General features: G+C 66.6%; 18 protein-coding genes. 10 read left to right on the forward strand and 8 right to left on the reverse strand.

Annotated elements, in window-relative coordinates:
* Positions 1-101: 101 nt before the first annotated feature.
* The 3 genes from MXB53_RS08745 to MXB53_RS08755 all read left to right on the forward strand — a co-directional run bounded on the left by MXB53_RS08745 (position 102) and on the right by MXB53_RS08755 (position 2,480).
* On the forward strand, positions 102-467 hold the full coding sequence (locus MXB53_RS08745) for a group I truncated hemoglobin (RefSeq protein ID WP_248896993.1): 366 nt from the start codon (positions 102-104) through the stop codon (positions 465-467).
* 135 nt (positions 468-602) lie between these two features.
* Positions 603-1,367 (forward strand): type IV pilin domain-containing protein, encoded by a 765-nt coding sequence (locus MXB53_RS08750; RefSeq protein ID WP_248896994.1) that lies wholly within the window; start codon positions 603-605, stop codon positions 1,365-1,367.
* Positions 1,368-1,517: 150 nt separating this feature from the next.
* Positions 1,518-2,480: a hypothetical protein gene (locus MXB53_RS08755; RefSeq protein ID WP_248896995.1), complete on the forward strand. Its 963-nt coding sequence runs from the start codon at positions 1,518-1,520 to the stop codon at positions 2,478-2,480.
* On the opposite strand, the gene MXB53_RS08760 is transcribed toward MXB53_RS08755, so the two are convergent.
* A complete protein-coding gene (locus MXB53_RS08760) occupies positions 2,477-2,632 on the reverse strand; it encodes a hypothetical protein (RefSeq protein ID WP_248896996.1) in 156 nt (51 codons plus the stop codon). The two genes, MXB53_RS08755 and MXB53_RS08760, sit on opposite strands and share 4 nt — an antisense overlap.
* A gap of 125 nt (positions 2,633-2,757) precedes the next feature.
* Between MXB53_RS08760 and MXB53_RS08765 the strand changes: the two genes are divergently transcribed.
* Positions 2,758-3,180, forward strand: coding sequence for a hypothetical protein (locus tag MXB53_RS08765; RefSeq protein ID WP_248896997.1), 423 nt, complete (start codon positions 2,758-2,760; stop codon positions 3,178-3,180).
* A 49-nt stretch (positions 3,181-3,229) separates the two neighbouring features.
* Positions 3,230-3,499 carry a hypothetical protein gene (locus MXB53_RS08770; RefSeq protein ID WP_248896998.1) on the forward strand — a complete coding sequence of 90 codons (270 nt, stop codon included), beginning with the start codon at positions 3,230-3,232 and terminating at the stop codon, positions 3,497-3,499.
* 7 nt (positions 3,500-3,506) lie between these two features.
* Here MXB53_RS08770 and MXB53_RS08775 read toward each other — a convergent pair whose 3' ends face one another.
* A complete protein-coding gene (locus MXB53_RS08775) occupies positions 3,507-4,868 on the reverse strand; it encodes a restriction endonuclease (protein ID WP_248896999.1) in 1,362 nt (453 codons plus the stop codon).
* A 194-nt stretch (positions 4,869-5,062) separates the two neighbouring features.
* Positions 5,063-5,269: a cold-shock protein gene (locus tag MXB53_RS08780; protein WP_248897000.1), complete on the reverse strand. Its 207-nt coding sequence runs from the start codon at positions 5,267-5,269 to the stop codon at positions 5,063-5,065.
* A gap of 249 nt (positions 5,270-5,518) precedes the next feature.
* Between MXB53_RS08780 and MXB53_RS08785 the strand changes: the two genes are divergently transcribed.
* Positions 5,519-5,698 (forward strand): hypothetical protein, encoded by a 180-nt coding sequence (locus MXB53_RS08785; protein WP_248897001.1) that lies wholly within the window; start codon positions 5,519-5,521, stop codon positions 5,696-5,698.
* 53 nt (positions 5,699-5,751) lie between these two features.
* Here MXB53_RS08785 and MXB53_RS08790 read toward each other — a convergent pair whose 3' ends face one another.
* Positions 5,752-6,213 (reverse strand): hypothetical protein, encoded by a 462-nt coding sequence (locus tag MXB53_RS08790; RefSeq protein WP_248897002.1) that lies wholly within the window; start codon positions 6,211-6,213, stop codon positions 5,752-5,754.
* Positions 6,214-6,403: 190 nt separating this feature from the next.
* Entirely contained in the window at positions 6,404-7,456 is a 1,053-nt protein-coding gene (locus MXB53_RS08795) for an outer membrane protein assembly factor BamB family protein (RefSeq protein WP_248897003.1), read from the reverse strand.
* A gap of 97 nt (positions 7,457-7,553) precedes the next feature.
* Between MXB53_RS08795 and MXB53_RS08800 the strand changes: the two genes are divergently transcribed.
* The 4 genes from MXB53_RS08800 to MXB53_RS08815 all read left to right on the forward strand — a co-directional run bounded on the left by MXB53_RS08800 (position 7,554) and on the right by MXB53_RS08815 (position 9,745).
* Positions 7,554-8,342 (forward strand): helix-turn-helix transcriptional regulator, encoded by a 789-nt coding sequence (locus MXB53_RS08800; protein ID WP_248897004.1) that lies wholly within the window; start codon positions 7,554-7,556, stop codon positions 8,340-8,342.
* 14 nt (positions 8,343-8,356) lie between these two features.
* Positions 8,357-8,596 carry a hypothetical protein gene (locus tag MXB53_RS08805; protein ID WP_248897005.1) on the forward strand — a complete coding sequence of 80 codons (240 nt, stop codon included), beginning with the start codon at positions 8,357-8,359 and terminating at the stop codon, positions 8,594-8,596.
* A gap of 115 nt (positions 8,597-8,711) precedes the next feature.
* Positions 8,712-8,897 carry a hypothetical protein gene (locus tag MXB53_RS08810; protein WP_248897006.1) on the forward strand — a complete coding sequence of 62 codons (186 nt, stop codon included), beginning with the start codon at positions 8,712-8,714 and terminating at the stop codon, positions 8,895-8,897.
* Positions 8,898-8,902: 5 nt separating this feature from the next.
* A complete protein-coding gene (locus tag MXB53_RS08815; protein ID WP_248897007.1) occupies positions 8,903-9,745 on the forward strand; it encodes an alpha/beta hydrolase in 843 nt (280 codons plus the stop codon).
* A gap of 166 nt (positions 9,746-9,911) precedes the next feature.
* On the opposite strand, the gene MXB53_RS08820 is transcribed toward MXB53_RS08815, so the two are convergent.
* From MXB53_RS08820 to MXB53_RS08830, 3 genes are all read right to left on the reverse strand, one after another.
* The gene (locus tag MXB53_RS08820) at positions 9,912-11,195 is read right to left on the reverse strand and encodes an outer membrane protein assembly factor BamB family protein (protein WP_248897008.1); all 1,284 of its coding nucleotides are present in this window, start codon (positions 11,193-11,195) and stop codon (positions 9,912-9,914) included.
* Positions 11,196-11,325: 130 nt separating this feature from the next.
* Positions 11,326-12,375, reverse strand: a complete 1,050-nt coding sequence (locus MXB53_RS08825) for a zinc-dependent alcohol dehydrogenase family protein (RefSeq protein WP_248897009.1) — start codon at positions 12,373-12,375, stop codon at positions 11,326-11,328.
* A gap of 56 nt (positions 12,376-12,431) precedes the next feature.
* Positions 12,432-12,836, reverse strand: coding sequence for a DUF8009 family protein (locus MXB53_RS08830; RefSeq protein WP_425601200.1), 405 nt, complete (start codon positions 12,834-12,836; stop codon positions 12,432-12,434).
* Positions 12,837-13,025 lie beyond the last annotated feature (189 nt).

Here is a 13,025-nt window from a genome sequence, read left to right on the forward strand (position 1 = left end):
CAAAAGTGATAGAAAATTGAATAGACACCACGCTACTTAAGCATATCTCCGAACATATTTTATCGACGACATCTTATACTGCGACACTCACCGTCTGGCCGATGACAGAGAGTCAGTCGCTGTACGCCAAAATCGGCGGCCGCGAGGCCGTCGAAGCCGTCGTGTCGGACTTCTACGACCGCGTGTTCGCGGATCCGCTCCTCGAACCGTACTTCGACGGGATCGACCGCGAGGCGCTGTACTCCCACCAGGTGCAGTTCATCAGTGCCGTCGCCGGTGGCCCCGTTTCGTACGACGGTGCGGACATGCAGCAGGCACACGAGGGCATGGGAATCACCGAAGACGCCTTCGACCGTGTCGCGCTGTATCTCACGGAAGCGCTGGAGGAAAACGGCGTCGCCGAAGACGACATCGAAACGATCATCGAGCAGGTGGCGGGCCTCGAATCAGATATCGTCGGACAGTAGCGGTTCGGCATCCCACGGCGTGTCGTGCGCATCGACTACGCCTGACGAACGCTGTTACTTCCTTTTCTTTTGGAGAGAAATTAAGGCCCTGGGAATCTGGCATCGCGTATGTCCCCGCCCGAATCACGGCGCGGAGTGACATCCTCCATCGGCGTGATCCTGCTGGTCGCGCTGGCCGTGCTTCTGGCGACCGTTGCCGGCGCGTACGTTCTCAGCTCCATCGACGAACTCGAACAGGACGAACCGCGGGCGATGTTTTCGCTCAACGCAGAGGGGACGACGGTAGAAATCAGCCACACCGGGGGCGATGCGATCGATGGGACCCAGTTGTACGTCACGTCGGCGTCACGGGGATCGCTTGGCAACTACGCCGGGACGGATGGACAGTCCTGTCAGCGCACGCTGCCCGAGGTGGATCTGGGGACGGACTGTCACGTGCCCAATGCGGCCAACGAGACGCTCTACGTGATCTGGCGTGGCTCGGGCCGAGGCACCGTACTCGCCCGATGGCCGGGAACCGGGCCGGTGACGCCGACGGCGACGGCGACGCCAGCGCCACCCGCGATGCCGGCCACGTCGACCGCAACGCCGACGGCGACGGGGGCGCCAACGGAGACCGCAACGCCGACGGCGACACCGACCCCGTCGAATCAGCCGCCGGTAGCGGCGTTCACGGCGTCCCGCAGAGGGCGGTCGTCCAACGTCGACCTGGATGCGTCCGCCGCGAGTGACCCCGACGGCACCATCGTCTCGTACGAGTGGTACGTCGGCAGTGACGGCGCCGTCGACTACACTGGCGACGCCGTCTCGGAGGCGAACGTACCGTCGGGGACGGCGGTGACGCTGGTGGTTACCGACGACGACAGCGCGACGGCGAGCGAAACGAAGACCGTCACCTAACGGCACCACCGACGACTCGTCGGTCGCCTGCTGGACGCATGACGCACGCTTCTGGCGTGGATCGCGGCCACTCGCATGACGACCGGGCGGCGACCTCGGCGGGGCCACCTGTCCCGACACGTTTCTGTGGGTGAACGCATACGTCCGACTATGGTCTCCGATTCGTCCGTAGCTCTCACCCGGCGACACGCCCTTCAGGCAGTCGGTGCGACGACGCTCGCCGCACTCGCCGGCTGTTCGTCGACCACATTCTCCGACGACGCCAGCCCGGAGTACAGCCTCCGCATCGACTCGGTCGATGCCTCGCCAGTCGACCACGCGCTCTACGAACCCGACGCCGACGCGCTGTTCGGCGACTCTGCTCGAACCGCCCTCGACGCAATTCTCCCCGACGGACGACACACGACGTACGGCTACGAACCGCTCCCCGACGACGCCTACGTGGAGCACGAGGGGGCGTACTACCGCACGGCACACGTCGTCACCGGGCGTGAGACGATGGATCGCACGCTCGTTCGCGTCGATCCCGTCCCGGAAGCCGAGGTCCCCGAGGACGCCCTACTGATCGATCGGCTCGAACGCCCGAGTGCGCGGGTGCTCAAGATCCTCCACAGCTACACGCACACCGACGGTGGGACGAGCACCGCCGACCTGCTTCGGGGCGATGCGTACGTTCTGCGCCGCCCGGCAGAACTCGAGAGCCGGCTCGGCACCGGCGAGTTGGATGGACGGATCGTCACGATGACCGAGAGCGGCACGTGGGCGTACCGCGTCGACATCACCCAAGAGCGGATCGTCGAGACGGCACGGACGGCGCTCGCCATCGACGTGGCTCGCTCCCGCGAGCAGTTCCGTGAGGTCGTCTTCGGCTCGCGGATCGACGCCGACCTCGCGCCGGACGCGCTGGCACGCGACGTCAGTGACCTGCTCGAACGGACGGTCGCCCGCGGGACGTATTCGGAGCCGGCGCCGCTCTCCGACACGTTCGAGACGCTGCTCGACGCGCTCGGTCTGGGTGCCGTCGATACGATGGCGAACGGGAGGCTTCTGTGGTACGACGGCGAACTCTACCGGTACGCGCTGGCCGTCTCGGAGAGAGCTACTGCCCGCTAGTCGAACTGCTCGTCGGACATCCCGGCGGTGACATCCTCGGCCCCCTGTCGGTAGAGGTTGACGCCTAATCCGGCCAGGAACGTGAGGAACCCGACGGCGACGATCCAGAGTAGACTCGGGTGTTCGATCCCGATGTGGACTGGGATGTGCATACCCCCACTGTGCGAGGCCCGCATATAACGTTTAAAGTTCGGATACCCGTCGCTCACCCCGTCCGTCGGCTGTCGTCTCTTCCCACCACTTACCTACCTGGGCCACCCAGGCGACACACACCGTAATGCCTTCAGGAGATGCTACCCGGTCGTCCCCCGACGAGGTGCAGCACCCTCCGCCGATCCAGTGTGAGGCGTGTGAGTCCGCGCTCCAGAACCGGGACGGTCACACGCTATCGTTCCTGCTGCTCGATCGGCTCACGGTACCCGTTGTCGGGTGCGACGACCACGTCACGGAGTTCGCCTCCGTCTGTGGACTGACGGCGACGGATCGGACGGACGTCATCGACCATCCGCCGGCGGGCGGCATCCGTTGTCCCAGCTGTCAGCTCGCCCGGTACGACATCGGACACCCGGTGGTCTCCGTCCAGGACGGGGCTGTGGGCATCCTGGCCTGTCAGGACCACCAGGCGGAACTCGTCGATCGATTCCACGAAGGGCTGGACACACAGGAGCAGCTGACGGCCTCGCTCGACACGTCGCGCTGATCGCCGGGGTTTCGGGACCGCACTGCGTCGGCCGGGACGGTCCGTTTCGATGCGTTCGAGCAGGAACGGCGCCGTCGCGGCCGTCGGCGTGGTTCTCGGCGTCGCCGTCGGCGGGCCGATCGTTCTGGACGTTCTCGGCGGCGCGTCCCTGTCGGTCGGGACACTGGACACGGTCACCTTCCTGTTCTCGTTCGTGTCGACACCGACGGAGATCTCGATGAGTATCGATCCCGCCGTGCTCTGGATCGGCGCAGTCGTCGGACTGGTGTACGCGCTGGGTCGGCGCTATCGCCGTGCGCACGCTCCCGGTGGGACGTAGGGACGGCTCAGATAACCCCGCTGACAACGAGCAGGCCCACGACGACCAGCAGCGCCGTGACGAGGGCGCCGCCGACGAGCGGTTTGTTCTCCATCGCCTTCTCGTGAAGCGGCATCGCCGCGTACGTGTCGCGGAACGTCTCGAGGTTGTCCTCGTCGTAGAAATACTTCGTCTGCAGCGCGAACCGCTCGGTGACTGCACAGCCCGTACAGACCGGCTCGCCCTCCAGCCGTTCGGTTTCGATGTGGCTGCGGCACGCGATCGCGCCACAGTTGGGGCAGTAGGTGTACGTCTCGTCGACGCCGCTCGCCTCGCAGTGAACGCAGCGGTGAATCCCGTCCTCGCTCGTCACCCGCGACGGGCCCGCCGCGTAGTACTCGTATGGATGCGAGTAGTCCTGTACCGCCGTCGTGTGCCGGACCTCGGGAAGGTAGACGGGATCGATCGACTGCACCGACACGTCCGAGCGGTTCGGCTCGCAGGTCTTGTCGTACGTGACGTTGTTGTCGCCCGTATAGGTCACCGTCGTCGTGTGGTGTGTCCGCAGTCGGTCGACCGCCCACTCCTTGTACTCGGTCTGGGTCTGCCCGAATCGGTGCTCATCGACAGCGTCGAACGCGGCTTCGAACCGGTCGTCGAGGGCGACCGTCGCGTGCGCGTTCTCGGTGACGAGCGCCGCGACATCGGCGTCGGCCACCTCGGGGTGACCCCGCTCCGCGTGGACGACGAACCGCGACCGGTCGTCGATCCGGTGAACGACGCCGACGGACGTCTCGAAGACGGCGTTCGTGTCGGCGGTCAGCACGACGACCGGCCGGAACGTCACCCGCGAGTGTGGCTCCGGAAGTTCGGCGGCCTCGATGTTCTCGATATCGCGAAACGCCGCCGCGACGGGCGCCGACACGGACGCCGACGGGTCGTAGGGACGGAGCGTCTCGTCACAGAGGATCTCGATCCGCCCGTTGTAGAGGTCGAGACCGATGTCGTCGGCGATGTCGCGCAGGTCCTGCCCGTCGACGAGTTCGATCGGGTACGGATCGTCGTTGCGCTGGAGTCGGGTGGCGTACTCCTGTGCGGGCGTCGTGAACCGCCCCGTCGTGACGACCATCCCGCGTTTCGGCCCGTCGAACTCGAACGTCGCGATCGCGGAGTGGAGTTTCTGCACGACCGGTCGGCCAACCGTCTCCGTGTGCTTACACTCGACGACGACCGCCCGACGGGTGCCGTCGACGACCTCTTCCATGATGACGTCCCGCCCCTCGTCGGCCGTCTTCCGCGCTTGCCGGACGTTCTCGTAGCCGAGGGTCCGGAAGACATCTTCCATCAGATCCTCGAACTCGAAGCCGGAGAGGTCGTCAAGGACGGGCATCGCGGTGTGTCAGCGTCGTCTCGGCCGAGCGACAAATACGTTGCTACGCTACGGCCGTGTCGAAAGCCGCAAGCGATGCCCGGTGTCGACGGTCGTGCTGCAGAGAGGGTACAGATAGCGTCAGCTCGGCCGTGTGATCGCTGAAAAAATCGGGGTTGGTGTCTGTCGCTATGAACGACAGTCGTGTCTCAGTATTACTGCCGGACGACGTTCGTCGCGCGGGGACCCTTGGGGGAGTCCTCGATGTCGAACTCGACCTCAGTACCTTCCGTAAGGTCTTCGCCGCCGACGTCTTCCATGTGGAAGAACACGTCTTCGTCGTCGTCGAGGTCGCCGTCGTCAGTCGAAATGAACCCGTAGCCGCCTGTGTCGTTGAAGAAATCAACCGTACCGTTTGCCATTACAACCACACAGAAGGGTGGGTGAGTGATAACCTTTCCGAGGGTCGAGGTACCACGACTCCCAGTCACCTCTCACTCCGCGGACAGTTCATCGCCAGGAGGATCAAACGGGCTTCCCTGACGGAGACAGCTGCTGTATTCCGGACGCCATTCCACCGTGGAGGATCTCAACAGCGCTGTTGCCGCTGATCGAGCGGTCCCGCCATACCCCAACGGAAGACCCATCCCGATGGCCCGTCGCGTCCAGATATGGCCAGCCACCCGTTCCGGGGCGTTCTCTGTGTGATCGTCGGCCTCCTCGTCGGGGGCGCGCTCGGGCCGCTGTTCGTCCCCGATCCGACGGGGGTGCTCGCCGCAGCCCTCGCGTTCGGGAGCGCTCTCGTGACCAGTGTGTTCCTCTATCGCTCCTCCTGGTTCCGTGACCGATAATCGGATCGCTCCCGGATCACTCCTCGGAGACGAGCGACATCGGGGTCCGCGTCCTACTCGCGGCGGGCGTCGACCGAGAGTGCGGTCGCGGAAAGCAGGAGGAACAGCGTCGGGAGCAGGAAATACCAGCCGATACTGAACACGCCGACGACAGTGATTGCGGCGCCAGCAACGACCGTTCCCCACGTGAGACGTCGGCGGTTGGTCCACGAACTGTACACGCCGACCGCGACGAGGACGAGCAACACGAGCGCCCAAGAGAAGAGTATCTGAGCGTTGCCGCCGCCGGCGCCGCCGAGCAGCGCGTCGATGCCGGACTCACAGCCACGGGTGACGGTCGGCGTGGTGGTCGTTTCCGTGCCGTTACTGGCGGCCGATCCGGTCGCGGAGGTCGACCGCCAGCAGGAGACGGGGCCGAACGCACCCATCAGGAAGAGGAAATGATACGCACCCACGAGGCCGGCGACCGTCGCGGCACCTCGGGCGAGTCGCTGGAGGGACCGGGCGGAGTTCATGCCAAGCGCATGGCTCGGCCACTATTTTACGATACCCCCTGGCACCGGTGACAGACGATGGCTGCTCCGCCGTCGGCTTGCAACATCGTCCCTGAGCGTCGCTTGCGTTCATCACGTACCTCCCGCATCACTATGAACGTCGGAGAGGAACCTGTCCGCGGCTATCGTGTCGTTCGTCCGAGAGCGGACCTCATCGGTCGGTCGCGAAGAGCCGTTCGTTGTTCGCCGCGTAGAGGCGGTCGTCGCCGGCGACGACCGTGCCGACGGTGCTGTTCGTTTCGATCTGCCACTGGTGGGCGCCATCACGCGTGAACGCGTATAGCCGGTCGTCGTTCGAGCCGGCGTACACCATCCCGTCAGCCAACGCGGGTTCGTACACGGTGCTGTTCTCGTCCGTGAACGACCAGCGTTCGGTGCCGTCCGCACGCCTGAGCGCGACGAGCGTGCCGTGGTCGCGCCCGCTACAGCCGAGATACACCGCGTCCGGTCCGACCACCGGGCGCGTCCCGCGTTTCGGCGACGGCGTGTTGGCCGTCCACCGAACGGAGCCGTCCGCGATATCGAGCGCGAGGAGTTGGCCGGTCCGTCCCGGCTCCAGCGACGTGGCGACATAGACGGTGTCGCCAGCGATCGTGGGGCTTCGTGTCTCGGTGTCGGTGCGTTGCTGCCACCGACGCTCACCGCTGGATTCGAAGGCGGTGACGACCCCATCGACGCGGTTCGTGAACACGATCACGTTCGCCGTCGCAGCCGGCGTCGTGAGACGCTCGCCGCCGGTCGATGCGCGCCAGTCGACTGCACCGGTGGTCGCATCGATAGCGAGCAGGTCGTCGGCGTTCGCGTACACCCGCCCGGGGGCGACGGCGACACCCTGTCTGAGCGGCGATCCGTCGAACCAGACCTGTTCACCGTCCGAGCGGCGGAGTGCGCGAAGGCCGTCACAGCCCGGGACGTAGATCCGGTGGTCGTCGACCGCGATATCGCTGCGTAGACAGAGCCGTTCGTCGAACTCGCTCTCGTCGTATTCGACCGTCCACTGTCTGCTGCCGTCGGCCGGCGACAACGCGTACAGCGTCCGCCGCCCCAGCACGTAGAGGACACCGCCGTCGAGAACGGGGACGCCGCGAATGTTCTTTCGCCAGCGAATGCGCTCGGGTGACGGCCCGGTCTGGCCGATACATCCGGCACTGACGCCACCGAAGAGGGCACCGACGGTCTGGAGGGTCGTTCTACGGGAAACCATAGGTAGAGACAGGGATTCTCCGAAAAGAGTGCTTCGTCGTTCGGCCGGCAGACACGGGGATGCGGAGTTTTTAGGGCGGACCCGCGTAGTGGTGCCTATGCCGTCGGATGAGACCGCCCAATTCCTCGCTGGCTCTCCGGACCGACGCCGACTCTTGGACCATCTGGCCGATCATCCCGGGACACCCGCTGCACTCGCGGAGACACTCCCCCTTTCGCGGCGGAGTGTGCAGCGTCATCTCAGTCAGTTCGCCGACCGCGGCTGGGTGGAGAAGGACGAGGGGAGCTATCGGCTCACGGTGACGGGCGAGCTCGTCGTGGCCGAACACGCGGCGTACCGCGAGAGGCTCGACCGCATCGAAACGTTCCGTCCCCTCTTCGACGAGCTCCCCGACCGCGCTCACGCCCCCGACCCACGATGGCTGACGGGGGCGACGCTGGTCACGGCGACGTCGACGAATCCGCAGGCTCCGGTTCGAGCGTACGCCGACGCGGTGCGGGCGCTAGAGACCGATCACGTGCGGATGCTGTCGCCGATCCTCAGCCGGTCGTTTCACGACGCTCACGCCCGCTTGGCGAGCGCCGGTGTCTACACCGAACTCGTCATGGATGCGGCCACGATCAAGCGCGCGAGCGACCTCAATCCCGGCGAATTCGAGGTCATCGTCGGTCTCGACGTGTTGGATCTCTACCGTCATCCGTCGCCGATCCAGTTCGGCCTCACCCTCGGCGACGAGCGAACGGTGATGGGTGCCTACGACGAGGACGGCACTCTCCGGGCCTGTGTCACGTCCGCGAACGAGGCGTTCCGTGCCTGGGGCGACGACCTGTTCGATCGCTACCGTGACAGAGCCGAGCCAGTCGACTCCGCAGTCCCGTTCCGATAGGGTCGCGCATCGGGGTGCTCCGATATCAGCCATCTCTCGCCGATGACAGGGTTCACAAGAGTATTCTCCCCACCACAAGCTGGTGGAGTATATCCCTGCCACGAGACACACTCCTCTTCGGTATCGCCCTCATCATGTTCGGCAACTGGGTCGCGGTCGACGGGTTGCAAGGGGTGCAGTTCGCCACCGCCGGACTGGCGCTTGCAGCGATCGCGTTTCTCGCCAGTGTGCTCGTCACGATACGTGCACAGTGAGTCCACGTGCGCAGTGAGTCTTCCAGCAGGGCTGTCGCCGAGGTTGATACAGCCAAGATTTGAGCCTTGCGGCGTTTTATTTCCGTCGAGGCAGTGGCTCGATAGAGGTCGCACCATGAGGCGATTCAGCTCCGACGGTTCCGCGTGGATCGACGCCGTCGCAACGACCCCGCAAGCGCGGCTGTGCGGAAACGCCGCGAGAACGACCGCGGCCCTCCTGACGCTACTCTACGGCGGAGCCGTTGGGATGGTCGGCGATCTTCTCGGGACGACTGCCCGGACGATCACGGAGATCGAATAGCGCCGATGGCCTCCCCACTACGCGAGCGTCCGGATCGGCGCTCGACGCTCTCGACGGAGACGTGTCCCCTCTCGGATGGGCGAACGCTGGCCTACACGACCGGTGGCGATCCGGACGGTGTCCCTGTCGTCGCCCACCACGGAACCCCCGGGTCTCGGCTGTTCGCCGCGTTGCTTTCGGCGGCGGCCGCTGACACGGGCGTCCGACTGCTCGTTCCGGATCGCCCCGGTTACGGCCGCTCGTCGTCACCGCCGCGTGACTGGACGTGGTGGGCGTGGCAGCACGACCTGACGGAACTCCTCCGTTCGGAATCGATCCGTCGAGCCGGTGTCATGGGGTTCTCCGGCGGCGGCCCCTTCGCGATCGCAGCCGCAGACAGCGACTGGGCGAGCCGACTCGCCCTGGTCAGTACGGTCGTTCCACCGGCCGACACCGCGCTCGTACGGCTCTCGAGGGTCCCGTTTGCAGTACGCCTCCTCTTTCGAGCGGCCAAGGTACTCGCGGCCATCAGATCGGAGCCGAAGGCGATCGTCGAGCAGTACACCGATCGATCGGTGTCGGCGGCGGTCGCACGGGCTGTCGCCGACGACTTCCATGAAGCCTTGCGTCAGGGGGCACGGGCCGTCGCCCGGGAGAACCGGTCGTTTGCAACCGACGCTCTCGAACCGAGACGGCTATCCCTCCCGGTTCACGCGTGGCACGGGACGCAGGACACGAACACGCCACTCTCTCCGGTACGAGCGGTCATGCACGATGTTGACGGACGGCTGTCGACGACCGAAACCGACCATCTCGGGACGTTGCTCGACTGTCGGAGAGACGTGTTCGAGTGGCTGAGCGCCGAATAGCCGACGTGGACGCGATCGGCCGCGGCATATGGCTCCCCCGTCTCGTCGCGACTTCCATCCGGGAGCGTATCGAGATGGGCCACTCATACGGATTATTGTACCTGTTTACCGGCGGTTCGCCGGACTGTTTCGGCGAACCACCGGTACTGACGTACAATAAACCGTATCACACGAGCGCGTGGATGCCAGTTTCGTCACCGTAGTAGAGGCGGTCGTCGACGAGTGCGAGCGGATAACCGCCGTACGAGCCGCCGGGCCGGATCGTCCACAGTCGGTCGCCCGTCTCCGTATCGAACGCGTGCAGAACGCCAGTGTCAGCCGGCGAATCGCCGGGTGAACACTCCGTATCCGCATCGTCGTCGGTCGACGAAACGCACACACTCGGCGAGCCAGGATCGGCGCCACCAGCCACGACGGTGTCGCCACCGACAGCCGGCGCCCCGAGCATCGCGCCGTCGTACCGCCACCGTTCGGTCCCCCGCCGTCGATCTAAGGCGACGAGAGAGCCGTCCGGGGGGTCCGTTGTCGCGCGAAACGGCGCCGCATACACGTGGTCGTCGTCGACGGCGACCGATCCCACGCCGGCCCAGGTGAGCGGCGTCATCCAGCGTTCGTCAGTCGTCCGGAGGCCGTACCGTCTGACGGCGGCGTCCGCGTCGGCGAGTCGGTCCCCGTACTGCGTGACGAACAGCGCCTCGTCGAGCAGCGTACAGGACTGCACGCCGGGTCGCCAGCCGGGCTGTATGGTTTCGGTCGTCCGCGGGGCCGGATCCCGTAGTAGCCCGTCGACGGTTTCGCCGGGGGCGACCAGCTGTACCTGCTCGTTCGTCACGAGCGCGATTCGGTCGGTGTCGGCAACCAGACCCGGATACCGAGCGGTCTCGATGCGCCAGCGTTGGGCGCCCGAGTCCGGCTGCAGCCCGTGAACGGCCGTACGACTCGTGACGTAGACCGTGCCGCTCGTCTCGTGTACCGCCCTTGGCGACGCATCCTCGGTCAGTGATCGCCACTGTTCCTGTCCCGAGGCGGTATCGAGGGCAACGAGGTCGGCGGCGCTGATGTACAGCCGCTGGTCGATATACGAGAGTCCACCGCCGACTCCGACTCGCCACTGTTCGGTGCCGTCCGGAGCGATGGCGACGGTCTCCGCGTCGGAACTCGCGTACACGTGGTCGGGGCCGACGACGACCGCGGAGGCGACTCCGGACAGGGAGACGGACCACGCTGTCGTCGGGTCCGCCCGCGGCGGCGACGCGGAGGGGCTGTGACGCGTGTTCCGGGGGTCACGCCCCGCGGTCGGCCACGTTCCGCGGGATGGCCGTATCGGGCTCTCTGCCTGGCGCTGCGCGGAGTCATGTGCCGTTCCATCCCTGTCGAGGCAGCCCGCAATCGCCACCGTGCCGACGGCAGCGCCCGCGTGGAGGACTTCGCGACGAGACCGGGGAGCCATACCGGGTCACTGCCGACCCTGATTACTTAGTCTCCACGAGAGCGGCGCGACAGCCACGCCCAGGGATCGGGGATCGTGTCCGAATCGATGTGATCGCGGTATCAGCGATGAAGGGCGGCCGGGTAGCGCCCTACCACTCGGGCTTGACGAGCACTTTCAGCGCGTCGCGCTCGTCCATCGCCCGGTACCCTTCGGCGATGTTCGCAAGCGTGACGGTCTTCGTGAACACCGGCGCGGGGTCGAGCGTGCCCCCGAGAACGTCGGCGAGCAGTTCGTCCGCGTAGGCACGCACCGGTGCGACGCCGCCCCGAAGGGACACGTTGTCGCCGAAGAAGTCGAACATCGGCATCCCACCCTCCGACACGCCGTGCGGGACGCCGACGTAGCCGACCGTACCGCCGGGACGGGCGGCCGCCACGGCCGTCTCCATCGAACTCGCGGCGCCGACACACTCCAGAACGTGCTCGGCGCCGCCGTGGGTCAGTTCCGTGAGGTGTTCGCCGACGTCGTCGTAGTCGGGGCCGAGAACGGTCTCCGTGGCACCGAATTCGGCGGCCAGTTCGAGGCGGTCGGCGTGGTGCCCGACCGCGATGATCCGGGCGGCGCCGAGCCGCCGCGCGGCGAGCACGCCACACAGGCCGACGGCGCCGTCGCCGACGACGACGCAGGTGCTCCCGGCTTCGACGCCGGCGTTCACCGCGGCGTGGTGACCGGTTCCCATCACGTCGGTCAGTGGAAGGATCGACCGCAACGTGTCCTCGTCGTCGGCGTGACGGTCCGGGACGCGCACGAGCGTGCCGTCGGCGTGGGGCGCGCGGACGTACTCCCCCTGGGCGCCGCCGTTCTCGCCGTTCCACGAGTCGCCGTCGACACAGGAAGTCTGCAGGCCGCGCCGACAGAACTCGCATTCCCCGCAGCTGATGACGAACGGAGCGAACACGCGATCACCGGGATCGACGCTCGTGACATCGTCGCCGACGGCCTCGACGATACCCATCGGTTCGTGGCCGATCCGCGAGGGCGCGTCGCGCGGACTCTCCCCGCGGTAGGGCCAGAGGTCGGAGCCACAGACGCAGGTGTGGGTGACCCGCACGAGGGCGTCGTCCGGCGTCTGGATCTCGGGGCGTGGCACCTCTTCGACACGGATGTCTTCCGGACCGTGAAAGATCGCGGCACGCATACCCGTGCCCACGGGCCGACGCCGGAAAAAGCCGGGCGCGACGCAGACCACGGCCGTCAGCCCAGATGCGCGACGACGACCCGGTGGCCGCCGTCCGACGTGGGGAGCACGACGTGGTCGACGAGGGCGTCGCGGACCGCGGACCGCCAGTCGTCGACGGCGGCGGTGTGCCGCTTGCGGTGTCGGTTCGTGGTGTATCGATCCGCGGCCCGGAGTTGGGCCGCCGTCTCGTCGGGCGTCGGGGACGACGGCGGGTCGTCGACGAGCGCTTCCGGATCGAGGTGGATCGCCCCCTCCGCGTCGGCGACGGGGCGGTGGAGGCGCGCCCGCGTCCGTCCCGAAAACGGTGGCGTGATGCGCAGCACGGCCTGACGGCTGCTCCGTCGATTGGTCTCCAGCGCGGTGACGATGTCGTCGACAGTGACGGCGATGGCGACGATGACCGTCGGATCAGTGCCCACCGCCGGACGCATCCGTCAGTTAGAGTACGCGTTGGCGGCGAAGCGGTCCGCCGCACTCTGGACACGCCGCTCGGAAGGAGCGGGGACTCACACGCTGCTGACACCGATCACATTCGAGTGCCCGTTCGGACATCAGGTCTGCCTTTGCCGTCTTTCGTGTTAAACGTTGGCACGGGAGGAGTGGTGAGT

Origin of the sequence: Haloplanus sp. XH21 (assembly GCF_023276355.1) — an archaeon.
Lineage (GTDB): Archaea > Halobacteriota > Halobacteria > Halobacteriales > Haloferacaceae > Haloplanus > Haloplanus halobius.

What these genes read in the sequence shown, in the direction of transcription:
- MXB53_RS08745 (WP_248896993.1), top strand. Translation starts at nt 102, where the DNA reads ATGACAGAGAGTCAGTCGCTGTACGCCAAAATCGGCGGCCGCGAGGCC.
- MXB53_RS08755 (WP_248896995.1), top strand. Translation starts at nt 1,518, where the DNA reads ATGGTCTCCGATTCGTCCGTAGCTCTCACCCGGCGACACGCCCTTCAG.
- MXB53_RS08760 (WP_248896996.1), bottom strand. Translation starts at nt 2,632, where the DNA reads ATGCACATCCCAGTCCACATCGGGATCGAACACCCGAGTCTACTCTGG.
- MXB53_RS08765 (WP_248896997.1), top strand. Translation starts at nt 2,758, where the DNA reads ATGCCTTCAGGAGATGCTACCCGGTCGTCCCCCGACGAGGTGCAGCAC.
- MXB53_RS08770 (WP_248896998.1), top strand. Translation starts at nt 3,230, where the DNA reads ATGCGTTCGAGCAGGAACGGCGCCGTCGCGGCCGTCGGCGTGGTTCTC.
- MXB53_RS08775 (WP_248896999.1), bottom strand. Translation starts at nt 4,868, where the DNA reads ATGCCCGTCCTTGACGACCTCTCCGGCTTCGAGTTCGAGGATCTGATG.
- MXB53_RS08780 (WP_248897000.1), bottom strand. Translation starts at nt 5,269, where the DNA reads ATGGCAAACGGTACGGTTGATTTCTTCAACGACACAGGCGGCTACGGG.
- MXB53_RS08785 (WP_248897001.1), top strand. Translation starts at nt 5,519, where the DNA reads ATGGCCAGCCACCCGTTCCGGGGCGTTCTCTGTGTGATCGTCGGCCTC.
- MXB53_RS08790 (WP_248897002.1), bottom strand. Translation starts at nt 6,213, where the DNA reads ATGAACTCCGCCCGGTCCCTCCAGCGACTCGCCCGAGGTGCCGCGACG.
- MXB53_RS08795 (WP_248897003.1), bottom strand. Translation starts at nt 7,456, where the DNA reads ATGGTTTCCCGTAGAACGACCCTCCAGACCGTCGGTGCCCTCTTCGGT.
- MXB53_RS08800 (WP_248897004.1), top strand. Translation starts at nt 7,554, where the DNA reads ATGCCGTCGGATGAGACCGCCCAATTCCTCGCTGGCTCTCCGGACCGA.
- MXB53_RS08810 (WP_248897006.1), top strand. Translation starts at nt 8,712, where the DNA reads ATGAGGCGATTCAGCTCCGACGGTTCCGCGTGGATCGACGCCGTCGCA.
- MXB53_RS08815 (WP_248897007.1), top strand. Translation starts at nt 8,903, where the DNA reads ATGGCCTCCCCACTACGCGAGCGTCCGGATCGGCGCTCGACGCTCTCG.
- MXB53_RS08820 (WP_248897008.1), bottom strand. Translation starts at nt 11,195, where the DNA reads ATGGCTCCCCGGTCTCGTCGCGAAGTCCTCCACGCGGGCGCTGCCGTC.
- MXB53_RS08825 (WP_248897009.1), bottom strand. Translation starts at nt 12,375, where the DNA reads ATGCGTGCCGCGATCTTTCACGGTCCGGAAGACATCCGTGTCGAAGAG.